The organism is Pseudomonas sp. TAE6080 (assembly GCF_018732265.1).
In the GTDB taxonomy this organism is placed as follows: Bacteria; Pseudomonadota; Gammaproteobacteria; order Pseudomonadales; family Pseudomonadaceae; genus Aquipseudomonas; species Aquipseudomonas brenneri.
The window spans coordinates 52,660-75,825 of the sequence record NZ_JAHIDY010000011.1 but is presented as its reverse complement, the minus strand read 5'-3'; the positions used below and the strand labels follow the sequence as shown (position 1 = coordinate 75,825).

Annotated in this window: 20 protein-coding genes and 2 pseudogenes; 3 read left to right on the top strand and 19 right to left on the bottom strand. The window is 62.5% G+C overall.

Going from position 1 to position 23,166, the window contains the following annotated elements:
* Positions 1 to 4: 4 nt before the first annotated feature.
* The 13 genes from KL786_RS10690 to KL786_RS10630 form a co-directional block, all read right to left on the bottom strand.
* On the bottom strand, positions 5 to 1,252 hold the full coding sequence (locus KL786_RS10690; RefSeq protein WP_353844660.1) for an NAD(P)/FAD-dependent oxidoreductase: 1,248 nt from the start codon (positions 1,250 to 1,252) through the stop codon (positions 5 to 7).
* Positions 1,253 to 1,309: 57 nt separating this feature from the next.
* Entirely contained in the window at positions 1,310 to 3,622 is a 2,313-nt protein-coding gene (locus KL786_RS10685) for an MMPL family transporter (RefSeq protein WP_215517605.1), read from the bottom strand.
* Positions 3,612 to 4,262 (bottom strand): outer membrane lipoprotein carrier protein LolA, encoded by a 651-nt coding sequence (locus tag KL786_RS10680; RefSeq protein WP_215517643.1) that lies wholly within the window; start codon positions 4,260 to 4,262, stop codon positions 3,612 to 3,614. Before KL786_RS10680 ends, KL786_RS10685 begins: the two co-directional genes overlap by 11 nt.
* Before the next feature lie 149 nt (positions 4,263 to 4,411).
* Positions 4,412 to 4,840 carry an acyl-CoA thioesterase gene (locus KL786_RS10675; protein WP_215517604.1) on the bottom strand — a complete coding sequence of 143 codons (429 nt, stop codon included), beginning with the start codon at positions 4,838 to 4,840 and terminating at the stop codon, positions 4,412 to 4,414.
* Positions 4,833 to 6,377, bottom strand: a complete 1,545-nt coding sequence (locus tag KL786_RS10670; RefSeq protein ID WP_215517603.1) for an HAL/PAL/TAL family ammonia-lyase — start codon at positions 6,375 to 6,377, stop codon at positions 4,833 to 4,835. Before KL786_RS10670 ends, KL786_RS10675 begins: the two co-directional genes overlap by 8 nt.
* Positions 6,358 to 7,296, bottom strand: a complete 939-nt coding sequence (locus tag KL786_RS10665; protein WP_215517602.1) for a lysophospholipid acyltransferase family protein — start codon at positions 7,294 to 7,296, stop codon at positions 6,358 to 6,360. Before KL786_RS10665 ends, KL786_RS10670 begins: the two co-directional genes overlap by 20 nt.
* Positions 7,293 to 8,027 carry a glycosyltransferase family 2 protein gene (locus tag KL786_RS10660; protein WP_215517601.1) on the bottom strand — a complete coding sequence of 245 codons (735 nt, stop codon included), beginning with the start codon at positions 8,025 to 8,027 and terminating at the stop codon, positions 7,293 to 7,295. Before KL786_RS10660 ends, KL786_RS10665 begins: the two co-directional genes overlap by 4 nt.
* Entirely contained in the window at positions 8,020 to 9,690 is a 1,671-nt protein-coding gene (locus KL786_RS10655; protein WP_215517600.1) for an acyl-CoA synthetase family protein, read from the bottom strand. The genes KL786_RS10660 and KL786_RS10655 overlap by 8 nt, the downstream gene beginning before the upstream one ends.
* Positions 9,687 to 10,232 carry a COG4648 family protein gene (locus KL786_RS10650; RefSeq protein ID WP_032862156.1) on the bottom strand — a complete coding sequence of 182 codons (546 nt, stop codon included), beginning with the start codon at positions 10,230 to 10,232 and terminating at the stop codon, positions 9,687 to 9,689. The genes KL786_RS10655 and KL786_RS10650 overlap by 4 nt, the downstream gene beginning before the upstream one ends.
* Positions 10,229 to 10,483: an acyl carrier protein gene (locus KL786_RS10645; protein ID WP_032862153.1), complete on the bottom strand. Its 255-nt coding sequence runs from the start codon at positions 10,481 to 10,483 to the stop codon at positions 10,229 to 10,231. Before KL786_RS10645 ends, KL786_RS10650 begins: the two co-directional genes overlap by 4 nt.
* A 9-nt stretch (positions 10,484 to 10,492) precedes the next feature.
* Entirely contained in the window at positions 10,493 to 10,762 is a 270-nt protein-coding gene (locus tag KL786_RS10640) for a phosphopantetheine-binding protein (protein WP_032862152.1), read from the bottom strand.
* Positions 10,740 to 11,552, bottom strand: a complete 813-nt coding sequence (locus KL786_RS10635) for a lysophospholipid acyltransferase family protein (RefSeq protein ID WP_215517599.1) — start codon at positions 11,550 to 11,552, stop codon at positions 10,740 to 10,742. The genes KL786_RS10640 and KL786_RS10635 overlap by 23 nt, the downstream gene beginning before the upstream one ends.
* Positions 11,528 to 12,247 carry a beta-ketoacyl synthase chain length factor gene (locus KL786_RS10630; RefSeq protein WP_065942905.1) on the bottom strand — a complete coding sequence of 240 codons (720 nt, stop codon included), beginning with the start codon at positions 12,245 to 12,247 and terminating at the stop codon, positions 11,528 to 11,530. The genes KL786_RS10635 and KL786_RS10630 overlap by 25 nt, the downstream gene beginning before the upstream one ends.
* 345 nt (positions 12,248 to 12,592) lie before the next feature.
* Here KL786_RS10630 and KL786_RS10625 point away from each other — a divergent pair, with 345 nt between their 5' ends.
* Complete coding sequence (locus KL786_RS10625) at positions 12,593 to 13,363, top strand: ParA family protein (protein WP_029296134.1); 771 nt, start codon at positions 12,593 to 12,595, stop codon at positions 13,361 to 13,363.
* 35 nt (positions 13,364 to 13,398) lie between these two features.
* Here the strand turns inward: KL786_RS10625 and trxC are convergent, their stop codons facing one another.
* Positions 13,399 to 13,833 carry a thioredoxin TrxC gene (gene trxC / locus KL786_RS10620; RefSeq protein WP_215517598.1) on the bottom strand — a complete coding sequence of 145 codons (435 nt, stop codon included), beginning with the start codon at positions 13,831 to 13,833 and terminating at the stop codon, positions 13,399 to 13,401.
* A gap of 237 nt (positions 13,834 to 14,070) precedes the next feature.
* Here trxC and KL786_RS10615 point away from each other — a divergent pair, with 237 nt between their 5' ends.
* Both KL786_RS10615 and KL786_RS10610 read left to right on the top strand, forming a co-directional pair.
* Entirely contained in the window at positions 14,071 to 14,358 is a 288-nt protein-coding gene (locus tag KL786_RS10615) for a type II toxin-antitoxin system HigB family toxin (protein ID WP_215517597.1), read from the top strand.
* Positions 14,359 to 14,365: 7 nt separating this feature from the next.
* Positions 14,366 to 14,767 (top strand): helix-turn-helix domain-containing protein, encoded by a 402-nt coding sequence (locus KL786_RS10610; protein ID WP_215517596.1) that lies wholly within the window; start codon positions 14,366 to 14,368, stop codon positions 14,765 to 14,767.
* A 6-nt stretch (positions 14,768 to 14,773) separates the two neighbouring features.
* Here the strand turns inward: KL786_RS10610 and selO are convergent, their stop codons facing one another.
* The 5 genes and pseudogenes from selO to KL786_RS30095 all read right to left on the bottom strand — a co-directional run.
* Positions 14,774 to 16,237 carry a protein adenylyltransferase SelO gene (gene selO, locus KL786_RS10605; protein ID WP_215517595.1) on the bottom strand — a complete coding sequence of 488 codons (1,464 nt, stop codon included), beginning with the start codon at positions 16,235 to 16,237 and terminating at the stop codon, positions 14,774 to 14,776.
* Positions 16,238 to 16,285: 48 nt separating this feature from the next.
* Positions 16,286 to 19,624 (bottom strand): mechanosensitive channel MscK, encoded by a 3,339-nt coding sequence (gene mscK / locus KL786_RS10600; protein WP_215517594.1) that lies wholly within the window; start codon positions 19,622 to 19,624, stop codon positions 16,286 to 16,288.
* Between the two features lie 70 nt (positions 19,625 to 19,694).
* Positions 19,695 to 21,437 (bottom strand): potassium/proton antiporter, encoded by a 1,743-nt coding sequence (locus tag KL786_RS10595; protein WP_215517593.1) that lies wholly within the window; start codon positions 21,435 to 21,437, stop codon positions 19,695 to 19,697.
* 147 nt (positions 21,438 to 21,584) lie between these two features.
* Positions 21,585 to 22,184 (bottom strand): annotated as a pseudogene (locus KL786_RS30100) (methyl-accepting chemotaxis protein); the annotation flags it as partial.
* Positions 22,185 to 22,487: 303 nt separating this feature from the next.
* A pseudogene (locus KL786_RS30095) lies at positions 22,488 to 23,144 on the bottom strand (MCP four helix bundle domain-containing protein); the annotation flags it as partial.
* Positions 23,145 to 23,166 lie beyond the last annotated feature (22 nt).

Here is a 23,166-nt window from a genome sequence, read left to right as displayed (position 1 = left end):
CTGCTCATACGTTATCCCCAGCACAAATTTCCGAGAGCATCCGCAAGCGGCGCTTGGGTTCGCTGACAAATGGGTTGCGCTCGTCCCAGGCATAACCAGCGAGGATCGAGCTGATCATGCGGCGTATCTCCGGCGAGCTGCCAGGGTGGTAGATCACATCCTGGAACGTGCCGGCGTACCAGCCTTCGACGTAACAGCGGAAGGTATCGACTCCGCGTTTGAGCGGCTCGGCGAATTCGGTTTGCCAGTCGACGCTTTCACCCTTCAACTGGCGGTGCAAGAGGCCTGCGGCCATGCTGGCCGAGCGCATGGCGATGGTCACGCCGGAGGAGAACACCGGGTCGAGGAATTCGGCGGCGTTACCCAGCAGCGCGAAGCCCGGGCCATGCAGCGTCGTGACGTTGGCCGAGTAACCGCCGATGGTCCGCGCCGGAGTATCCCAGAGCGCGTTTGCCAGGACGCGGGACAGGCTCGGGGTTTGCTCGATAAAGCCGCGCAGGCAGGCATCGAGGTCGGCGTCGTGACCGTCGAAATGCGCCTTGGCCGCCACCACACCTACCGAGCAGCGCCCGTTGCTGAACGGGATGGTCCAGAACCAGATATCGCGCTGGGTCGGGTGGGTGGTGATGAGGATCTTGGTGCGGTCGAAGCCTGGGTGCTCGATACGGTCTTCGACGTGGGTGAACACCGCCTGGCGCAACGGAAAGTTCGAGGGTGCTTCCAGGTTCAGCAGGCGGGGCAGCACGCGGCCGTAACCGCTGGCGTCGAGCACGAAGCCGGCCTTGATGTGGTATTCGCGGCCATTCTCGCGGCGCACATGCAGGTAGCGGTGGCCGGCGGCGAAATCCACGCCGACCAGGGTCTGGCCGTAACGGATCTCTACGCCCTGCAACGCCGCCTGATCGGCCAGCAACTTGTCGAAATCGGCCCGCTGGACCTGGAAGGTCGTGGGCTTGCCATCGCTGAACGTATCGCCGAAATCGAAGGCACTGTAGCGCTCGCCCCAGGCAAACGCGGCGCCGGTTTTCAGCTGGAAACCGGCGGCGTTGACCGCGTCGAGCATGCCGGCTTCTTCGATAAAGTCGATGCAGTGGGACAGCAGGCTTTCGCCGATGGAAAAGCGCGGGAAGTGCTGGCGCTCGATGATCAACACATCATGCCCTTTACGCTTGAGCAACGCGGCCGCAATGGCGCCGGACGGGCCGGCACCGATTACCACGACCTGGCGATGTTCCATTTCAACTGTGGGCACTGTGGCTCCTTGCCGGGTTGGCGATCATCACATTCAACTCAATAAAATTAGTGGGCATCATTGCGCATGTTCCTGGCGGCCAGCCCACGGCGCCAGCATAAAGCTGAAGGCCAGGCCCAGGCTCACCGACAGGCCGAAGTTACTCACCGCCGGGGTGCTGGACACCGCCAGCAAACCAAAGGACAGCCAGGTGGTGACGGCGGCCAGCAACGTCCCCAGCAGGCTGACCGCGGCCCCGCCGATCTGTTCGCGCATGAGGATCGCATAGTCGACGCTGATCGCTGTTACCAGCAGCAGGCCGAACAGGCTGAACAGGGTCAGCGGCTGCCCCAGCCAACCGAGGCTGGCCAGGCTGCACAGGGCGGCCAGCAGCGGCAGCGCGACGATCCGCAGCGCGCCGCCCAGGCCAAAGGGCAGGATCAGCAGCAAGACGATCAGTACACAGGACAATAATTTCAATTCGGCGGCGCTGACCTGGGTCGCGGCAAAGACCTGGTTCAGGTCGCCGAGGCGATCCACCAGTTGCACGCCAGGCAAGTCCTGGGCCTGGATGCGTAATAGCGCCGGGTTGTTCAAGCCTTGCAGGCTGACCATGGCCGCCACGCCGCCATCGACATTGCCCAGCCACAACAGGCGCCAGGGCTCGGCCAGCGGGCCGGCCAGGGCAGTGTTGATATCTGCGGTGGGCAACGCCTGCAACTGCGCCAGCTCCGCTTGTAGGGCGCTGGCGGGGATGCCGAGGTCCAGCAGCGGTTGCCACAGCGCCGGCAATTGCTTCAGGGCCTCGCGCAGTTGTTGCTGTTCGTCGGGCGTGCTGACCAGTTGATTGAGCGCCAGGTAACCCTGGAGCTTGTCCATATGCACCAGTTGATCCAGGCGCTGGCTCAGGGCCGCCTGGCGTTCCAGCAACTGCTGTTGATTGTCCGCACGCACCAGGAAGAACTGGCTGGTGGGCTGGTAGCCGGTAATGCGTGCAATGGCCTGGGCTTCTTGCAGTAACTGCGGCGGCGCGCCGATCCATTGGCGAATATCGTTCTTGCTGTTCAACTGCAACAGGCCACCGGCACAAAACAGCAGGGCCAGCACCAGCAACGCCTGGCTCGGCAAGCGCTTGAGCAGCGACTCGCGCACCCCCAGCAGGAACTCGGCGACCCGCAGTGGCCATTGCGCCGGGCGCAGGTCCAGGCCGTTGAGCAGAGCCGGCAACAGGCACACCGCCGACAAATAGGCGCCGACCAGGCCTGCGGCAGAGAATACGGCGATCTGGGTCAGTGCCGGGAATGGCGTCCAGGCCAGGGCCAGGTAGCCGATGCAACTGGTGGCCAGGCTCAGGCTCAGGCCCGGCAGGGTCAGGCGCAAGGCCGGCCAACTGCGCCAGGGTTGCAGGCTCCAGCTCTTGGACAGGTAGTGCAGCGGGTAGTCGACCGCCACGCCGATCAGGCTCGCCCCCAGCACCAGGGTCATCACATGCATATGGCCAAACAGCGCCACGCAGGCCACTGCACCAAACAGCATGCCCACCAGAACCGGGACAAACGCCAGCAACACGCGCCAACGACGGAACGCCAGTAACAGCAACAGCAGGATGCCGACGGTGGCACCGCCGCCGACCCAGGTCATCTCCCGGCTTGCCTGTTGTTGGCCATTGGCCGCGTACAGCAGGCCGCTGGCGGCCAGCAGTTGTACGTCGTGCTTGGCGGCCTGTGCGCGGCTGGTTTGCAGCAAGTCGGCGACTTGCAACGGCAGTTTCATATCAAAGGCATTGCCCTGGGTGCGCGCACGCAGCAGCACCCAGCTTTTGCCGTCGGCATCGGCGATCAACGCGCCGCTACCGATATCCAGTTGCACCGCGCCGTGTTGCGGCTGGCTGCTCTGGATGCGTCCGGTCAGGCCCAGCCAATCATCCTGGCTTGGCACCAGGCTGAAGCCGGTGAAGGGGTCGAACAGTGATTGCACACGCTGCTGGATAAACGCTGCGGGTTCGGCGATCAACTGTTCGCGGTCCTTGACCGAGAGCATCGCCAGGCGCCCTTGCAACAGTTGCTCGCGCAGGGCGGGCAAGTCGGCCTGCAAGGTCCAGGTGACCTTTTCAAACAGGCCGCTGGCTTGCCACTGTTCGCCGAGTTGTTGGGCCATGCCCAGGGCTTGCTGGCGATCGGTATGCCCGACCAGCACCAGCATCTCGCGGTTCAGCGGCTCTTGCATGCGTTGTTCGGCCGCCAGCTCCAGCGCATCCGGCGAGTTGCCTGGCACCAGTTCCATCAGGTTGGCCGACAGCGGCGCGCCATGGCGCCACTGCCAGCCGGCCAGGGCCAGCACGGCCACCAGCAGGATCAGGAACAGGCGCGGCAACCAGCGCTCACTGGGCAAAGTCGTGTTGCTCCGCGTCGCTCAAAGGTTGCGTGCTGGTGCTGTCCTGCATGCGCAACACCGTGCTGTCGCCCTGGGTTTCCAGCAGCTCGATGGTGTGCACCAACTCGCCACCGTCGATATTGATCTGGGTGAACACCTGCTTGAGCAGCAGCGAGCGTGGGGTCAGCGTGAGTTTCCAGGCCGTGGCCGTGCCTTGCAGTTGCAACTCGAAGTCGCGCTGCAAGCCACTGCTGTCACCTTGCAGCACCGCGAGGAACAAACGGTTCTGCTCGGCGCCGGCGCTTTTGTTGGGCAGTGGCTGCCAGCCGTTGGCATCGCGGCGGGCAATGCCCTGGGCGTTGATGCGATAGTCCTGTTGCAGCGGGGTTTTCAGCAGCCAGAGCAGGCCGTGGTCCCGGGCCAATACGAAGGTGCCCTTGCTGGTCAGCGGCTGGGGCAGGGCGCGCAGGTGTTTTTCCTGGATGAAGTTGCCGTGGATCACCGAGGGCTTGGCCAGTTGATCGCTGAGCTGCTGCAAGTCAAAAGCATAAGCCCCAAAACTCAAAAACAACCCAACCCCTGTAGGAGCGAGCTTGCTCGCGAAAAACCTGAGGGCGCCGCGCAGTGTCAGGCACCCCGCGTTATCGTTGGCGACCATCGCGGGCAAGCCCGCTCCCACAGGGAAGTCCTTTCGACGCCCCTCTGTAGGAGCGAGCTTGCTCGCGAAAAACCCGAGGACGCCGCGCCGTGTCAGGCACCCCGCGTTATCGTTGACGACCATCGCGGGCAAGCCCGCTCCCACAGGGGTCAGCATTTCAGGGCCCTTTCGACGGCGGTGGTGAATACGCTGGGCGAGGCCAGTTGCATTTCGCGGCTGGCGATTTCGACGGCCACTTGCACGGTGCTGGCGCGGGTCAGGCGTTCGCCGCTGGCAAGGTCGGTGATCAGGTAGTTGACCTTCAAGCGACTCTCCCACTCCACCAGGCTGGCGCGCACGTTGAGGGTCTGGCCAAAGGTAGCGCCACGCACGTAGCGCAGTTGCATGTCGATCACCGGCCAGGCGTAGCCCGACTCAAGCATGGCCGTGTAGTTATGGCCGAGCTTGTCCAGCAGCGCGCAACGGGCGATTTCCAGGTATTTCACGTAATGGCCATGCCAGACCACGTTCATCGTGTCGATGTCGAAGAACGGCACGAGAATCTGTGTGTCGCAGTGCAATACGCCGGGGCTACGCATGCAGCCTCCAGTGTTGCGCGGCGATGCGTTGCAGACACAGGCGCAGTTCGCCTTCCAGGGCGCGGTCTTCAATTACCGGGGGGAAGTCCTTGGCCAACTCGCTGTGCATCGCGGCCAACGCTGGCGGCAACGGACGTGCATCGGCGACCTGGGCGCGCAGCCACACGCCCTGGTTGGCGGCGAGCAAGGTAGCGGCAGCGACCTGTTCGGTCAGCTCCAGCACGCGGATTGCATCGCGGGCGGCAATGGTGCCCATGCTCACCTTGTCCTGGTTGTGGCACTCGGTGGAGCGCGAGAACACGCTGGCCGGCATGGTGTTTTTCAACGCTTCGGCGGTCCAGGCGCTGGTGCCGATCTGCACAGCCTTGAAGCCGTGGTTGATCATCGCGCGATCCGCCGGGGCGCCCGACAGGTTGCTCGGCAAACCATGGTTGTAGCGCTCGTCCACCAGCAGTGCCAGTTGCCGGTCAAGCAGGTCGGCGACGTTGGCCACCAGGTTTTTCAGGCTGTCCATGGCAAAGGCGATATGCCCGCCGTAGAAGTGCCCGCCGTGCAGCACGCGCTCGGCTTCGGCGTCGATGATCGGGTTGTCGTTGGCGCTGTTGAGTTCGATCTCGATAAACGAACGCAGCCAGTTCAAGCTGTCGGCCAGTACACCAAGGACGTGGGGCGCGCAGCGCAGCGAGTAGCGGTCCTGCAGGCGGTGCAGCGGCGCGGTCGGGGCGTCGATGGCCAGGTCCTTGCGCAACCAGGCCGCAACCTGCATCTGGCCGGGATGCGGCTTGGCGGCGAACAGGCGCTCGTCAAAGTGCTCCGGGTTGCCTTGCAGCGCCACCACGTTCAACGCGGTGATGCGCGTGGCCAGTTGCAGCAGGTAGTCGGCGCGGGCGAAGGCCAGGCAGGCGAGGCCGGTCATCACTGCGGTGCCGTTCATCAGTGCCAACGCTTCCTTGGGGCGCAGCACCAACGGGGTCCAGCCCAGTTCGCGATGCACATCACCAGCCTGGCGGCGCTCGCCGCGAAACAGCACTTCGCGCTCGCCGGACAAGGTCGCGGCCACATACGACAGCGGTGTCAGGTCGCCGCTGGCACCCACCGAGCCTTCTTCGGGGATCAGCGGCAATATGTCGTGTTCAAGGAACGCATGCAGGCGCTCCAGCAGTTCAACCCGCACCCCGGATACGCCATGGCACAGCGACTGCAAGCGCGCCGCCAGCACCGCACGGGTGGCCTGGGCGTCGAGCAGCTTGCCCAGGCCGCAGCCGTGGAAGGTGTACAGGTGACGGGGCAGTGCCTCGACGTGCTGCAACGGGACCGCGACCACGCAGGAGTCGCCGTAGCCGGTGGTCACGCCGTAGATCACGCCTTCCTTGTCCAGCAGCGAATCGAGGAACTGCGCGCCCTTGGCGATGCGCTGGCGGTACCCGGCGTCGTCTTGCAGGCGGGTGGGCGCCTGACGGTTGGCCAGGGCCAGCACGTCTTCGATGCGCAAAGGGAGTTCGCCGAAGGTTACCGGCTCAAGCAGATGCGTCGTCATCGGTCTTCCAGAAAGGGTAAAAGTTGAACCATTGTTGGGGTGCTTGCAGGCAGAACTGGCCCAGGCGCTCGGCATAGCGGGCGGTCCAGTGGGCGATCACGTGCTGGCGGTCGCTGCGTTTCCATTCGATCAATTGCGCAAAGGGCTCGATGATCAGGCGATAGCGGCCCTGGTGCTTGAGGCACATCAGCAGGTTGACCGGGCATTTGAGCAGGCCGGCCAGCAGCCACGGGCCTTGGGGGAATGCCGCGTCATGGCCGAGGAAGTCCACGCGCACCGTGCGTCCACCGTGCAATGGTACGCGGTCACCGGCAATCGCCAGCCATTCGCCGTCGTCCAGGCGCTGGCTGAGCAGCAGCATCACTGCCGGGTCCAGCTCGCTGACCTGGATCAGTCGCAAGTTGTTCGCCCCGGCTTCACCCAGCAGGCGGTTGAACTGTTCGGCATGCTTGGTATGCACCAACACGTTCATGGTGACTTTCTCGCCAAGCTCCGCGAGGGCGCGGCACACTTCCAGGTTGCCCAGGTGCGCACCCACCAGCATCTGCCCGCGCTCGCCGCGCAGTTGCCCGCGCAGCTGCGCCGGGTCGATGATTTCGATCTGTTCCAGGCGCAGCTTGCCATTCCATACGTCGAGCTTGTCCAGCAAGGCGTCGGCGAAGGCCATGAACTGGCTAAAGACCCTTGTGTGGCTGGGGCGCAGGTCGTTGCGCCCGCTCCAGTCGGCCAGGCGCTGCTGGTATTGCCAGATGCTCCGGCGCGCGGTGCGGCCAAACAGGAAAAAGTACAGGACGATGCCATACAGCAGCGGGCTCAGCAGCCGGCGCCCGAGCACTTTGGCGGCGAACGCGGTGAGTTTCATCAGCCAGAAACTGCCGCGCTCCTGGCGGTCGGCCCAATGCCGGGGGCTGTCGCTCATGCCTGCCACCGTCGCCACAGAATCAACGGCGCACGCATCAACATGCCGAAGAACAGCCGGGTGTGCATCGACGAAATCAGCAGGTTGTCGTGGAACAGCCGAAAGTGCGAGAGGCCATCGGCCGGGTAATGCACCTTGGTCGGCAGCCAGCGCATCGGCTGGTTGCGCCACGACAGGCGCACCACGATGTCGGAGTCGAAATCCATGCGCTTGCCGATCCGCGCCGAGTCCATCAGCGTCAGTACCGGTGGCAGTGGGTAGATACGAAACCCGCACATTGAATCGCGGATCTGCAACGACAGGCTGTTGATCCACACCCAGACGTGGGTCAGGTAACGGGCGTAGAGGCGGCCCTTGGGCACGCTGTCGTCGTATTCGGGGTAGCCGCAGATCAATGCGTCGGGGTGCGCGCGCGAGGCGTCGAGAAACAATGCGACTTCGCGCAGGTCGTGCTGGCCGTCGGCGTCCACTTGCAGGGCGTGGGTGAAGCCCAGGCGTGCGGCTTCGCGAAAGCCCGCCATCACCGCTGCGCCCTTGCCCTGGTTGGTGGGCAGGCTCAGCAGCGATACGTTATCCAGGGTCGCCAGTTGCGCCAGCACCGCGGCGCAGGCCGGGCTGCTGCCGTCGTCCACCAGCAGGCAGGGCAGGCCGTGCTCCAGCAAGTTGCGGACCACGGCGGGCACGGCGGCTTCGTGGTTGTAGACCGGGATCAGGGCGCAGGGGTTATGCATGAAAATTCTCCAGCAAAATTCGCCCGCTGGAACATGCCGCACTGTCATTGCGATACGCGAAATACAACTTGCCGCGCTCACGGTCAAAACGCAGGTGCAGTTCGATCACATCGCCGGGGCGTACCAGTTGCTGGAACTTGAGGACTTCCATGCCGGCAAAGGTCGGCGGTAGGTCGAGTAGTTGCTGGCCCAGATTGAACGCCCATTCCACCTGCACCACTCCCGGCAGCACCGGTGTGTGCGGGAAGTGTCCGCTGAAATAGGCCAGGTCCGGCGGGATGCTCAGTTGCAGGGTCCACTCGCCGTCGTTCTCGGTTTGCGCCAGGACTTCCGGGGCCTTGGGCCGAGGCGCCAACAGCAGTGCCTCGACTTGCGCCTGGGGCAGCTTGCCTTGGGTATTGAGCGGCAACTGGCGCAACAGGCGCCAGCGGCGGGGCAGGGCCAGGGCTTCGCAGTGTTGGCCCAGGTGTTGGCGCAGGGTCTGGGTGACGGTGCGCCGGCCCTGGTTGCGCAAGGCGTGCAGGCCGTCGCCACTGAGGACCACCAGGGCGCCCAGCGAGGCGCGGTTTTCCTGGACCACGCCCAGGCGTGCCTCGGCGACCCAGGCGTGCTCCGCCAGGGCTTGTTCGAGCATCGGCAGGGAGATGCGTTTCTCTTCCAGCTTGACGATTCGGTCCAGCCGTCCCAGCAGCTCAAAGCGCCCGTCGGCGTGGATCAGGGCGGCGTCGGCGGTCTGCTCCACATGCCCGGCCGGCAGGTACGGCGAGGCAATGCGCAACGCGCCGTCGGCGTCTTGGCTCAGTTGCACTTCGGCAAACGGCTGCCACGGCGTTTGGCCTTGGCGCCAGGCAATGCCGCCGGTTTCCGAACTGCCGAGGATCTCGGTCGGCCACTGTTGCAGGCGTTGCTGCAGGCTCTGGGCAGCGTCTGCGGGCAGTGCGCCACCGGAGGAAAACACCCGCTTGACCTGGCTCAGTGCCGGCCAGTCGAGGTTGTCGCCCATGCGCTTGAGCAGCGCCGGGCTGGCGACCCAGGCAAAGTGCGGGTGCTCGCGGCTGGCGCGTTGCAAGTCTTCCGGGAACGGCAGTTGCTGGCGCACAAAGGTACGGCCGGCGCACAACGGCCACAGCACGCGAAACAGCAAACCGTAGATGTGCTGGGTGGCGACGCTGCCGATGATGCAGGCCTGGCCGAGGTCGGCGCCCCACAGGGTTTCCAGGGCCTGGACCTCATTGGCCAGTTGGCGCAGGGTTTTGTCGATGCGCTTGGGGGCGCCGCTGGAGCCGGAGGTGCACAGGCTCAATTGGCACACATCCAGGTCGAGGGCTGCGGCGCTGAGTGGCGTTTGGTAGAGCGCCTCAAGGTCGTCGGCTTCGCTCAGCCAGGCGTCCACCTCATTGGCCCAGCGTTGGCGGGTCTGGGGCTGCAGGTCGGCAGGCAGCAATACGCTGACCCCGGCACGCCAGGCACCTAGCAAGGCCACAGCCAGCAGGCCGGCATCGGTCAGGTGGACGGCCAGGCGCTGGATGCCACGGGTTTGCAGCCCGGCCGCCAGGCGCAGGGCCCGCTCGCACAGCTGTGCGTGATTCATCGAAGGCTCGGTGGTGACCGAACGCAGTTGCACAGGCTCAAGCAACAGGTGCTCAAGATTGACCCAATTCATACGCGGCCTCGAACCCTTTGTCGTACCAGCCATTCCACGGCAAACAACAGGCCCATCAAGCCATAGGCGATCAGACCGTTGTACAACATCCACCAGCTCAGCGGTGCCCACAGGGTGAGCGCGGCGGCGAGCAGGCCGTTACACAAGAAAAATACACTCCACACCACGGTGACCTTGCGTGTGTACGCAATGGCTTTCTCGGGCAATTGCGGGTCGCTCAGGCGTGCCAGGCGCTCGACCATCGGCGGGCCGTATTTCAGGCTCAGGCCGAACAGCGCCAACATGAAGACGCTGACCAGGCTCGGGTACCAGCGCAGCATCTGCGGGTTGTCGAACCAGGCCAGCAGCAGGCAAAACACGACCGCTACAAAGGCCATCCAGCCGCTGCCGGGGCGCCGTGCGCCGGTCAGTGCGCGCAGCAGCCACAGGCTGGCCAGCAGCAGGCCGAATTGCCACGGGGCGAAATGCTCCGTGCCGTAATACACCGCAAAAGGATACAGCAGCCCTACCAGCAACAGGCCAAGGCCGATCAGCCGGCTCATGCGGCCGGTTGGACCAGACGGTAGACCGCCTCGACCACGTCATTGACCGTACGCACGGCCTTGAACTCTTCGGCGGCGATTTTCTTGCCGGTCTGGCGCTTGATGTGGTCGATCAGGTCCACCGCGTCGATGCTGTCGATTTCCAGGTCCTGGTACAGGTTGGCGTCGAGGGTGACCCGTGCCGGGTCCAGTTCAAACAATTCCACCAAGGCATCGCGCAGGGTGTTGAAGATATCGTCACGAGTTTGCATGGTTAAGTCTCAAGCTGCCTGTCTGGCCGTGACGAACGCCGCGAGGCTGGCCACGTTGATGAAGTGATTGCGGGTGTCCTTGGCGTCGGCATCGATCTTGATGCCGTACTTTTTCTGAATCGCCAGGCCCAATTCCAGGGCGTCTACCGAATCCAGGCCCAGGCCTTCGCCGAACAGGGTTTGCTCGCTGCCAATGTCGCAGGCGTCGATGTCTTCCAGGCCCAGGGCCTCGATGATCAGGGTTTTAATTTCGTGCTCAAGGCTGTTGGGGTTGCTCATCTTCGGCGAGCTCCTTAATGAAATAGTGATGCAGGTAATCGTTGAGCTTGCGTGAGGCCTGGGGTGCGGGCCCTTGTGAGGCGAACACCTGTGGGTCTATATCGGCACCCACCTGCAAACTGAAGTGAAAGCGGCGGTGGGGGATGCGATACCAGGGCTCGGCCTTGGTCAGCGTGGTCGGGCTGACCTTGAGCACCACGGGGGTGATGATTGTCGCACCCCGCAGGGCGATGGCGGCGGCCCCGCGATGAAAGGCCGGCGCTGCGCCTGGCACGGTGCGGGTGCCTTCGGGGAAGATAATCAGGGTCTGGCCGCCCCGCAGGGCGCCCGCAGCGGCATCGAGCATGTCGATGCTGCCGTCATTGCTGATATAGCCGGCATCGCTCACCGGGCCGCGGGTGAAGGGGTTCTGCCAGAGGCTTTGCTTGACCACGCAATTGGCCTGGCGCACCAGGCCAATCAGCACCACGACGTCAATCAGCGACGGGTGGTTGGCGATGATCATTTGCCCGGGACGCCCGAGTTTTTCGGCACCTTCAACGCTGTAGGTCAGAATGCCGGCGCGGTACATCATGTTGATAAAGAACCAGAACAACCGCCCGATGGTCAGGCGCGCCCGCCGTTGGTGCTGCTGTGCGTCCCCCGGTAGGCAACTGAGCAGCGGAAACACCAGCAGGCGCAGGCACAGGCCGCCCAGGCCGAACAGCACGAAGCTGGCCGCCGTGGCAAACAGGCGCCAGTAGTAGGCGTCCCGGGGTTTGTCGGTCAGTGTTTGCGTTGCCAGTTCCATACTCGGTTCTTCCAGGCATGTTGGCAGGCGCCTTGCTCGGTGAGCAGGGTGCGCAGCAGGTTCAGGGCGTGGGGCCACTGGGTGTTGGTCGGTTGGACAGTCGCAGTGTGCAGCGCCAGTTGCCATTCGTCGCCTGGGGTCAGCAACAGGCCCAGGGCATAAGGGAACGGCACGTCGTTGATCCAGCTGGCATAGGCTTGGGGTGGCTGTTCTTCGGTGATCACCAGCAGCACGGCCGGTGCGCCTTCGTTGAGCAGGGCTGCAGCTTCCAGCATGCCGTGCTCCAGGCCATCGCCTGCTGCGGCCAGGGCGGTCATTTCACTGGTTTCATTGCGCAGGATCGACCACAGGCCAATCACCGCGTTGTGTACCGACAGGCTGAACTGGGTGGGCGACAGGGGCTGGTCATTGGCCAGGTCGCTGAGGATATCCAGGGTGCGCGGGGTTTCGCCATGGCGTGAAACAAACACCAGTGGCAGGTCCTGCAGGCCTTCGGCCAATGGCCAGCCGACACTGAAGGCCATCCGGGCCAGGCGGCTCAGGCGCCGGCGTTGCATGGCGGGCAGAAAAGACACATCGGGCGCAGCATCGCTTTGGGCCAGCAACGTCGGGGCCTGGCACCAGTCGCGCCAGGCATCCACGCTGTCGAGCCCAGGGGCCCAGGCGCGCCATTGGGCGATGTTGAAGTTGATCACTGAGAAAATATCCCGCCCCTGCGGGCTTCCTTGTGCTGCAAATTGCCCATGAAACCGGGGCATGGCGCGATGGCCGAGTGGCGCGCATTATCCCGGTGCGGTGGGGTTCTAGCAAACTTTGGTAAAGAATTGTTCACGGGATATTACAAATTTTCTGAAAAGAATCACTGATTGTCCGTTATGGCGGTGGGGGCGAATATCAGAAGGCTCCTACTTTGTAGGGCTGCTACAGGTTTGTGAGGTGAGATCTAGCCGTCGATGTTGTAGTACAGGAGTGAACAAGGTAGCTAACCGGCGCTTTTGCCCTCTACACTCGATCATTCATTGATACACGGAGGTTTTTCCATGCGGCGCGTGGTGTTCAATCAAAAAGGTGGTGTTGGAAAATCCAGCATCGCCTGCAATCTGGCGGCGGTCAGCGCCAGTGAAGGCTATCGAACCCTGTTGGTGGACCTCGATGCGCAGGCCAACTCGACCCAGTACCTGACGGGACTGACGGGCGATGATATCCCCATGGGCATTGCCGATTTCTTCAAGCAGACCCTGTCTTCCGGGCCGTTTTCGAAGAAAAACCAGGTCGATATCTACGAAACCCCCTTCGACAACCTGCACGTCATCACCGCCACCGCAGAACTGGCAGACCTGCAGCCCAAGCTTGAGGCCAAGCACAAGATCAACAAGCTGCGAAAGCTGCTCGATGAGCTGGCCGAGGATTACGACCGAATTTACCTGGATACGCCGCCGGCCCTGAACTTCTATGCGGTTTCCGCGCTGATTGCAGCTGATCGCGTATTGATCCCGTTCGATTGCGACAGCTTCTCGCGCCAGGCGCTGTACGGCCTGCTGGCGGAAATCGAAGAACTCAAGGACGACCACAACGAAGGCCTGGAAGTGGAAGGCATCGTGGTCAATCAGTTCCAGGCCCGGGCGAGCCTGCCACAGCAAATGCTCGATGAGTTGATTGCCGAAGGCCTGCCGGTGCTGCCGGTGTACCTGGCCAGCTCGGTGCGCATGCGCGAGTCCCACCAGGAAAGCAAACCGCTGATCCACCTCGACCCGCGACACAAACTCACCCGACAGTTCGTGGAACTGCATAACCTGCTGGAAAACACCTGATCTGAAGGGTGAACCGGCCTCCTACAGTGAGGGGGTCATACTCCCTGGCTGCGCAACCAGCTCATCAACTGTGGTAACGCCAATGCCCCGCTCTGGCGCGCCACTTCCCGGCCGTTCTTGAACAGGATCAGGCTGGGAATCGAGCGAATCCCCAACTGCGCCGAAAGCTGCTGGTTGGCTTCGCTATCGAGCTTGGCCAGGCGGTACTTGCCCGCCAACTGCCCAGCCGCCTGTTCAAACACCGGCGCAAACGATTTGCACGGCCCGCACCACTCTGCCCACACATCCACCAGCAGCGGCAAGTCGCCCTTGATCTGGCTGGAATAGTCGCCCTGTTTCAGGTCAAACGGTTTGTTCAGCAGCACCGGCTGCTTGCAGCGACCGCACTTGGGCGCATCACCCAGTCGTTCGTGGGGGATGCGGTTGAGGCCGTTGCAATGAGGGCAGGGGATTACCAGGGGATCGGACATGGTGGGGTTCCGTTGAAGTTGCCAATGAACTCTATTTGGAGCCAAGACCGAAATTATCAAGGCTCGGCGGTGGCGACGCATGTGTTCACATTTTTGCCTGTACGCACGTTTGGCGGCTTATCTAGGCTACGTATGCAAGTTTGAGATTGCACCGCTGGTCTGCTGAGCGCCTATCGCATATTGCGATAATCTGATCCCGAGACTAACCTCCATAGCAAGATGCGATAAGGATATTGCATGCGAGTAATCAGTGTGAGACCCATTCGAAATGCCAAGGATAAATGGCCGCACTCAGCCAGTGCTCTGGATGAGTGGTATCGCAAAGTCAGGGTTATTACCCCGGAGGACTTCGCGGCATTGCGATCGGTTTTTCCTTCAGTGGACAAGGTCGGGTCGTTGCATGTCTTCAATATCGGTGGCAACAAACTGCGGCTCATAGCCGTTGTGCGCTACCGCATGCAGCGCCTCTACATTCGGTATGTTCTGGACCATCGTGAATATGACAAGGGCAAGTGGAAGGAGTGACAGGAAAATGAGCGTATTGATTGAGCAGGCCGTTGAGCACTGGGAGTTCGTGTCACCGCTGTTGCGCAAGCCCAAAAGCGAGGCTGACTACGATGTGCTGGTCGAGTCCCTAGACGAGTTGCTGGACATTGTCGGGGACGACGAAACCCACCCCCTGATGGGGTTGGTGGATATTATCGGCGACTGGGTCGAGGCCTACGATCTGGAGCATTGGCCGATACCCGAGGTGAGTGGTGTCGAAGTGTTGCGGTCAATGATGCAGGAGCACGGTTTGACCCAGAGTGATTTACCGGGAGTTGGTCCTCAATCGGTGGTCTCTGAAATTCTCAGTGGCAAGCGCCAGCTCAACGTGCGACAGATTCGTTGGCTGGCAGAGCATTTTAAAGTGCCTGTGGATATGTTCATCTGAAAAGAGCTATGACGAACAACTGATCTCCAAATGCTTGCCCCAATCGGGCGGTCGCTGCGCGTACTGCTCCATCCCTGCCTGTTCTTCAAATGGCTTGCTCAACACCTCATGTAGCCTTCGCACTTCACGGTAGTCGCCTGACTCGGCGGCGGTGATGGCGTTTTGTGCAAGGTAGTTGCGCAGGATGTACAGCGGGTTCACTGCGTGCATCCGCTCGCGGCGTTCTGCCTGGAGGCTGTTGCCATCGCGCTCGACACGGGCTTTGTATAGGTCTGCCCAGGTATCGAACCCATTGAGGTCAACAAAGTCATCGCGCAACTGCGCCACGGCCAGTGCGGCAGACTCATCTCCCAGGCGGCGGAAGAACAAGGTGTAGTCCACGCCGCTGTTCTGCATCAATTGCAGCAATCGCTCCACCAGTTTCTGGTCGTCGTCTTCGGCGCTGGTCAAACCCAGGCGGCGGCGCATCAGGTCCAGGTAGTGGGCCTGGTATAGCGGCAGGTACAGGCCGAGGGTTTCGCGCAGGGCGTCAACGCTGATATACGGCGTCAGCGCCTGGGCCAGGGCGCTGAGGTTCCACTGGCCAATCGGTACCTGGTTGCTGAAGGAGTAGCGGCCTTCATGATCGGAGTGGTTGCAGATGAAATGGGCGTCGAAGTCATCGAGGAAGGCAAATGGCCCGAAGTCGAAGGTAATGCCCAGGATCGACATGTTGTCGGTGTTCATCACCCCATGGCAAAAGCCATAGGCCTGCCATTTGGCGATCAGTTCGGCGTTGCGCTCGACGATCTCGCGGAACATCGCCAGGTAGGGCTCGGGTTGTTCCTGGCACTCGGGGAAGTGCAGGTTCAGGACGTGCTCGGCCAGTTGCTGGTGCAACTCGGTTTTCTGGGTGTAGTAGAAGTATTCGAAGTGCCCAAAGCGGATATGGCTCGGTGCCAGGCGCAGGACCATCGCGGCGCGCTCCTGTTTTTCGCGCCACACCGGGGTGTCGGAGCCGATCACGCACAGGGCGCGGCTGCTGGGAATGCCCAGGGCATGCAAGGCTTCGGAGGCGAGAAACTCGCGGATCGAGGAGCGCAGCACCGCACGGCCATCGCCCATGCGCGAGTAAGGCGTTTGCCCGGCGCCCTTGAGGTGCAAGTCCCAGTGTTCGCCCGCGGCGTTATACACCTCGCCCAGCAGCAAGCCCCGGCCATCCCCCAGTTGCGGGTTGTAGGAGCCGAACTGATGCCCCGAATAGACCATCGCCCGCGGTTCGGCTTCGGCCCACAGCTTATGGCCGCTGAACAGTTCGGCGAATACCGGTGTTTGGGCGATAGCCGGGTCGAGATCAAGCAGGGCCATGGCCGCATTGCTTGCCACCACCAGGCGCGGGGCGTCGATGGGTTCGGGCAGTACGTGGGTTGAGAAACCATCGCCCAGGCGGGCGAAGCGGTTGTCGAAGGTCAGTTCGTCGAGGGCTTTCACTGGCCGTCTCCAGCAGAATGTCCGAGCATTCTGCTGGGGATAGCGCGGTTAGTCGAGTTTGGTGGGCGGTGGTGGTTGTGGCGAACCGTCATTCGCCGGTTTGCTCAGGGGCTCGATTTCCACCAGCTTGTATTCCTGGCCGTGCAGGTTCTTCAGGTAGACCTCCATCTGGCGGAACGAAATGTTGATGCTCTGCTTCTTGAACTCACGGTTGATGAAGCGGTTGACCTCATCGATCACCGGGTTACGGTCGCCCAGGTCGCGCACATGCATGCGCAATTCGTGGTCCAGGGTGCTTTCGCCGAAGTTGAGGAAGTACACGTGGGGTTCCGGATCCTTCAGTACCCGTGGGTTATCCCTGGCGGCCTTGAGCAGCAAGTCCTTCACCAGGTCCAGGTCGGAGCCGTAGTCCACGCCCAGCTTGAGGGTAACCCGGGTGATGGTGTCGGTCAGCGACCAGTTGATCAGTTGCCCGGTGATGAAGGTTTTGTTCGGGACAATGATGTCCTTGCGGTCGAAGTCGGTGATGGTGGTGGCGCGGATGCGGATCTTGCTCACCGTGCCCGACAGGTTGCCGATGGTGATGGTGTCGCCAATCCGTACCGGACGCTCGAACAGGATCATGATGCCGGAGATGAAGTTGGCGAAGATCTCCTGCATGCCGAAACCCAGGCCCACCGACAGTGCGGCCACCAGCCATTGCAGCTTGTCCCAGCTCACCCCGAGGGTCGACAGGGTGGACACGAAACCCACACCGGCAATCACATACGATAGCAAGGTGGTGGTGGCGTAGGCGCTGCCCTGGGCCAGGTCGAGTTTGGACAGAACTAGCACTTCCAGAAGCCCCGGCAGGTTGCGCGCCAGGGCGAAGGTGATGCCGATGATGATCAGTGCGCCGAGCATGTCGCCGATGCTGATGGGCACCATGCTGATATTGGCGCCGGTGCCGCTGGTGTATTCGTAGAGGGTGACGTTGTCCAGGTAGGAGAACACCGAGATCAGGTCCGACCAGACCCAGTACAACGCGGCGATAAAGCCGCCGAGCAGGGCCAGGCGAATCAGGCGCATGGACTGTTCGTTGACCTGTTCGATGTCCAGGGTCGGCTCTTCGACCACCACTTCGCCATCGCCGGCTTCCTTGGCAGCCTGGCGCTTGGCCAGGGCCCGGGAGTAGGCCAGGCGCCGCGCGGCAACGCTCAGGCCACGGACGAAGGTGGCTTCGATCACCAGCCAGAACATCAGCAGGTACAGGGTGTTGATCAGGCGATCACTGAGCTTGAGGGCGGTGTAGTAGTAGCCAAAGCACACGGCGATAAACAGGGCGATGGGTAGCGCGGTAAACAGTACGCCCACCAGCTTGCGAAACAGCGAGGCTTTCTCATGGGTCGGGCTGTTGAGCAACAGGCGGCTGAGCAGCCAGGCCATCAGCCCATAACAGGTCAGGACTACGGCGATACCCAGCACATCGTCTGCCAGGGCGGCAGGTTGATGTTCGGCGATCGACACCACGGCCACCAGCGCCAGGACCACCAGCCCCAGCTTGCGGATCCAGCCCTGGAGGAATTCGACCTGGGGCTTTTCCCAGCGGAAATGCAGCTCGGCCACACCGCCCGGCGCCAGGATCCGATAGGCGGTGTAGAACACCAGCCACGCCTGGGCGATCTGCACCAGGGCCATGCCCAGGTTGGCGTTCTGCCCACGGGCGTCGATTTGCAGGGCGTAGCCGCACAGCGCCAGGCCGAGGCTCACCGGCAGAGCCAGGAAGATGTTGACCAGGATTGCGATGGGGGTGTGCCACTGGCTGTCACGTTTGAAGTGACCGATATCCATGTGGATCTTTTTCAGGCGCTCGTACAGGTTGCTACGCCGCCACAACAGTGCGCCGATCAACAGCAGCAGGGGCAAAAACAGCAGCGGGCGTTGGGTCAGGCCGTCATACAACTCGCTGAGGCTGGAAGCCCAGGGCAGGGTGTCGACCTGCTTTTCCAGGCGGTTGGGTACGGTTTCCAGCCATTCGATGTCCAGCGGTTTGTTGCTGGGGATCCAGAACATCTGTTCGTCGAGGGTCGCGCGCAGGCTGGCGGCGGTACTCAGCAGCTGTTTCTGGTTCAGTTGCAGGGTGATGGATTCATTGAGCAGCGCGCTCAGTTCCCGGCTCAGGCGCTCCAGCAGGTCGCTGCGGGTCACGGCCAGCTCCATCAGGGTGCGGCGCAGCTGTGGCGTAACCTGATCCTCTGGCTGATTGGCCAGCAGGTTTTCGACGTAGGTGCTCGGCGAGCTGATCAGTTCACGCTGCTGGTTGACCTCGAACTGGTACAGGCGAATGTTGGCAATATCGTCGGCCAGATCGCGGTCGACCTTCAGGCGCGGCAGTGCCTGCTTCTGCTTGTAGAGGATTTTCGACAGCAACAGGCTGCCCTTGAGCACGTTGATCTGCTCGTCCAGGGCCGAGTCGCTTTGGGTTACGTTGTCCAGCAGCTGTTTGGTCTGCAGGTTCTGCTGGGTCAGCTCATTGAGCCGGTCGGTGCTCTTGAGCAGGTAGTCAGAGAGTTTCAGGTTGGCCGCACTTTCCGTCGCCAGCAGGCTGCTGCCGCCGGCTTTCTGCGCTTCGATGGACTGCTGGGTCACGGTTTCCTGGGACTGGGCCAGGCGTTTCTGGTTGATCAGGGTTTGCAGGTCCTGGATCTCCTGCTCCAGGCGGGCGGTTTTTTCCACTGCCAGGTCATGCTGGCTGTTGCCCAGGTCTTGCAGTTGGCTGTTGCCCGCCAGCTCCTGGCGGCGCAACGGGATCAAGGCATTGAGCGCCGCCAGTTCGGCGTTCAGCAGGTTGCGCTGGTCGCTAGTGAGGGGTTTGCCATTGTCCTTGCCGGCCTTGAGGGTGGCGTTGATCTGCTGGATGCGCGTCTGGCTATTGCTGATCTCGGTCTGGGCGCGCTCGGGGCGGGTCTGGGCGGCGATGCTCAAGCTGTTGGCGTCGGCCAGCTCCTTTTGCAGGTCACCTTGCTGGGTGCTGCGCTGCACCAGCAGTTGTTCAAGTTGCGGGATTGGCAGGCTGGCATAGCGCTGCGCGACCGGGACGACCTTGCTGGCCTTGAGCCGGGTCAGTTCGCGGGCGTTCTCCGTGGTCTGGCGCGGGGCGTCTTCCAACTGGCGCTTGAGATCGGCCAGGCGCTGCTCGTAATCCTGCTTGTTGCCGAGGAAAGTCAGGGTCTGCTGTAGTACGTTTTGCAGCGCCTTCATGTCGGCGTCAGGCAATTTGCGGTCAGGCAGTTTGTCCAGGGTCTGCTGGACACTCTCGGTGCTCGGCGGGTCGGCGGCATACACAGGGCTGACGCAGAGGCTCAGACCGAGCAGGGCAGTGGCTAAAAAAGTGCGCAGAATTGTCATAGAGACCGGTCGGACAAGATCAAGAGTAGGGGGCGTCCTGGCATCCAATGGCACGCCGTCGCCCCGCAGTTTAGAGGAAGAGTCCGGGGCCCGGGCGACTTCCTTCGGGGAATCTGACGCCGACTTTGCCGATCTTGTTCCCCTCCATCACCGCGACGGTCCAAATGGTGTTGTTCCACTCCACCTGGTCGCCAACAATCGGCGCACCGCCGACTTTGTGGGTGATGAACTGGCCCAGCGGCATGTCCGGGTCGATACCGTCGAGCTTGAGCCCGTAGAGTGCCGATACCGCGCCTAACTGGGCGTCGCCTTCCAGCACGAAATCACCGAAGAAGCGCAGGTCCAGGCCCCGTTGCGGTGCCTGGCTGAACAGTTTGCCGAGGGCGGCGAGGTTGTGTTCATGGCCGATCACACACAGCAGGTCACCGACTTCCAGCACTGTACTACCCGACGGGTGGAGTAGTTGCTGGCCACGAAACAACGCAGCGATCCGCGTGCCTTCGGGCATTTTCAGCTCGCGCAGGGCGGCGCCGATGCACCATTTTTCGGCACCCAGGCGGTAGACGAACAGCTCCCACTCGCTGGTGACGTGCACTTCCAGGGCCGCCCGGGAAATCGGCGCGGGCTCGGGCGGTACCGTTACTTTCAGCAACTTGGCGACCCAGGGCAGGCTGGTGCCCTGGACCAGCAACGACACCAGCACGATAAAGAACGCCAGGTTGAAATACAGCTGGGCGTGGGGCAGGCCGGCCATCAGCGGGAACACCGCGAGAATGATCGGCACCGCGCCGCGCAGGCCGACCCAGGCGATAAACACTTTTTCGCGGCCATGGAACGCCTTGAACGGCAGCAGGCCAACCGCCACCGACAGCGGCCGGGCAAACAGGATCATCCACAGCGCCAGGCCCAGGGCCGGCAGGGCGATCGGCAGCAGGTCATGAGGCGTGACCAGCAGGCCCAGCACCAGGAACATGCCGATCTGTGCCAGCCAGGCCATGCCGTCGAGCATATGCAGGATGCCGTGGCGGCTGCGCACCGGACGGTTACCGATCACCAGGCCGCACAGGTACACGGCCAGGAAGCCGCTGCCGTGCAAGGCGTTGGTCAGGGCGAAGACGAACAGGCCGCCGGCGATCACCAGGATCGGGTACAGGCCGTTGGCCAGGTTGATCCGGTTGACCAGTTGCAGCATCAGCCAGCCGCCGCCCAGGCCGATAATGCCGCCGATGCCGAATTCGCGGATCAGGTGGGTCAACAGGCTCCAGTGCAGGCCGGTCTGGCCGCTGGCGAGCATGTCGATCAGGGTCACGGTGAGGAACACCGCCATGGGGTCGTTGCTGCCGGATTCGATTTCCAGGCTGGCGCTGACCCGTTCGTTCAGGCCCTTGCCGCCCAGCAGCGAGAACACGGCGGCGGCGTCGGTGGAGCCGACGATGGCGCCGATCAGCAAACCCTGGATGATGTTGAGGTCAAACAGCCAGGCCGCAGCCATGCCAGTGAGGCCGGTGGTAATCAACACCCCCACGGTCGCCAGCGACAGGGCTGGCCACAGTGCCACGCGAAAACTCGCGACCCGCGTGCGCAAGCCGCCATCGAGCAGGATCACTGCCAATGCCAGGTTGCCCACCAGGTAGGCGGTTGGGTAGTTATCGAAAATAATCCCGCCGCCATCGACGCCGGCGAGCATGCCCACGGCCAGGATGATCACCAGGATCGGGATCCCCAGGCGGGACGAAAGAGAACTCACCAGAATGCTCGCACTTACCAGCAACGCGCCGATCAAGAACAGGCTGTTGATGGTCGTTGCATTCAAAGGCAGTACTCCGAAAAGAAAGGCGAGGCGCAGACTGACCATGCAGTCTGCGTGCCAGGGATTCTAACCTGTGCAATTGCCGCACTGTCAAAAAGCTTTTCAGGTTTACACAGCACCGCCGCTCCCACATTTTGATTGGGGTGTCTGTTAGAGGCGGAAGCGCCCCACCATCCCATTCAAATCCACCGCCAGGCGCGACAACTCGCTACTGGCCGCACTGGTCTGGCTGGCACCCGTCGCCGATTGCACCGACAAGTCGCGAATATTCACCAGGTTGCGGTCCACTTCCCGCGCCACTTGCGCCTGTTCTTCCGCTGCGCTGGCGATCACCAGGTTGCGCTCGTTGATTTCGACGATCGCGCTGTTGATGGTATCCAGGGATATTCCCGCGCCTTTGGCGATATTCAGCGTCGATTCGGCACGCTCGGTGCTGTTGCGCATCGAGTCCACCGCCTGTTCGGTACCGGCCTGGATGCTGCCGATCATCCGCTCGATTTCGCTGGTGGATTGCTGGGTGCGATGGGCCAGGGCCCGCACTTCATCGGCAACCACGGCAAAGCCGCGACCGGCTTCCCCGGCGCGGGCTGCTTCAATGGCGGCGTTCAGGGCCAGCAGGTTGGTCTGGTCGGCCAGGCCGCGAATCACGTCCAGCACCTTGCCGATGTCCCGGGACTCTTCGGCCAGGGCGCCAATCAAGGTGGCTGTGCCTTGCACGTCACCGCTCATGCGCTCAATGGCGCTGACGGTTTCCTGCACCAGATCACGCCCATCACCGGCCGAGGTGGTGGCGTTTTTCGAGGCTTCGGAGGTGCTGACGGCATTGCGCGCGACTTCTTCGACGGCGCTGGTCATTTCGTTGACCGCAGTGGCCGCCTGTTCGATCTCGTTGTTCTGCTGGGTCAGGCCGCGAGCACTTTCGTCGGTGACGGCGTTCAGCTCTTCCGCTGCCGAGGCGAGTTGGGTGGCCGAGCCGGAAATACGCTGCAGGGTGTCGCGCAATTTCTCCTGCATCTTATGCATCGCCCGCAACAGGCGGCCGGCTTCGTCGTCGCCATCGACCTTGATCGGCCGGGTCAGGTTGCCCTCGGCAATGTTCTCGGCGGCGTCCAGGGCCTGGGCGATGGGCAGGGTGATGCTGCGTGTCAGCAGCCAGGCGAACAGCACCGTCAGCGCCGTGGCCAGCACCAACAAGGCAACCACTAGGTCAAAGGCCGAATCATATTGATCGGCGGCTTTCTGGTTGCTGTCGTTGGCCATCGAATTGTTGATGTCCAGCAGGCGCGTCAGGACCGCGTTGACCGCCTCGGAGTTGCTCAACAGTTCAGTGTTGAGCAAGGTGCGCAGTTCTTCGGTCTGGTTGTTGCGCGACAGGCTCTTCATCCGCTCTTCAATCTGGCGGTACTGGCCCAGCAGGCGCACGTAATCATCGTAGGCCGAACGCTCCTCACGGCTGTCGATCAGCTTTTCGTAGACAGTCTGGGCTTCGCGGATCTGCTGGTTGCGCAATTCGAAGGCTTCCAGGGTCTTTTGTTGCACCTCCGGCTCGCGGTTGGTCAGCAAGCGGTAGGACAGCACACGCAGGCGCAGGGTCAGTTGGGTGAAGTCATCGAGGGCGCGAATGCTTGGCACGCTGCGCAGGGTGATGTCTTCGGTTGCGCCACGGATCTTGCTCATCTGGTTCAGGGCAAAAATACCGAGAAACAACATCAGCGCACCAATGCACGCGAAG

Excerpts from the sequence above, each read along its gene's own strand:
- KL786_RS10680 (WP_215517643.1), bottom strand. The coding sequence starts at position 4,262 with ATGGTCGCCAACGATAACGCGGGGTGCCTGACACTGCGCGGCGCCCTC.
- KL786_RS10675 (WP_215517604.1), bottom strand. The coding sequence starts at position 4,840 with ATGCGTAGCCCCGGCGTATTGCACTGCGACACACAGATTCTCGTGCCG.
- KL786_RS10670 (WP_215517603.1), bottom strand. The coding sequence starts at position 6,377 with ATGACGACGCATCTGCTTGAGCCGGTAACCTTCGGCGAACTCCCTTTG.
- KL786_RS10665 (WP_215517602.1), bottom strand. The coding sequence starts at position 7,296 with ATGAGCGACAGCCCCCGGCATTGGGCCGACCGCCAGGAGCGCGGCAGT.
- KL786_RS10660 (WP_215517601.1), bottom strand. The coding sequence starts at position 8,027 with ATGCATAACCCCTGCGCCCTGATCCCGGTCTACAACCACGAAGCCGCC.
- KL786_RS10655 (WP_215517600.1), bottom strand. The coding sequence starts at position 9,690 with ATGAATTGGGTCAATCTTGAGCACCTGTTGCTTGAGCCTGTGCAACTG.
- KL786_RS10650 (WP_032862156.1), bottom strand. The coding sequence starts at position 10,232 with ATGAGCCGGCTGATCGGCCTTGGCCTGTTGCTGGTAGGGCTGCTGTAT.
- KL786_RS10645 (WP_032862153.1), bottom strand. The coding sequence starts at position 10,483 with ATGCAAACTCGTGACGATATCTTCAACACCCTGCGCGATGCCTTGGTG.
- KL786_RS10640 (WP_032862152.1), bottom strand. The coding sequence starts at position 10,762 with ATGAGCAACCCCAACAGCCTTGAGCACGAAATTAAAACCCTGATCATC.
- KL786_RS10635 (WP_215517599.1), bottom strand. The coding sequence starts at position 11,552 with ATGGAACTGGCAACGCAAACACTGACCGACAAACCCCGGGACGCCTAC.
- KL786_RS10625 (WP_029296134.1), top strand. The coding sequence starts at position 12,593 with ATGCGGCGCGTGGTGTTCAATCAAAAAGGTGGTGTTGGAAAATCCAGC.
- trxC (WP_215517598.1), bottom strand. The coding sequence starts at position 13,833 with ATGTCCGATCCCCTGGTAATCCCCTGCCCTCATTGCAACGGCCTCAAC.
- KL786_RS10615 (WP_215517597.1), top strand. The coding sequence starts at position 14,071 with ATGCGAGTAATCAGTGTGAGACCCATTCGAAATGCCAAGGATAAATGG.
- KL786_RS10610 (WP_215517596.1), top strand. The coding sequence starts at position 14,366 with ATGAGCGTATTGATTGAGCAGGCCGTTGAGCACTGGGAGTTCGTGTCA.
- mscK (WP_215517594.1), bottom strand. The coding sequence starts at position 19,624 with ATGACAATTCTGCGCACTTTTTTAGCCACTGCCCTGCTCGGTCTGAGC.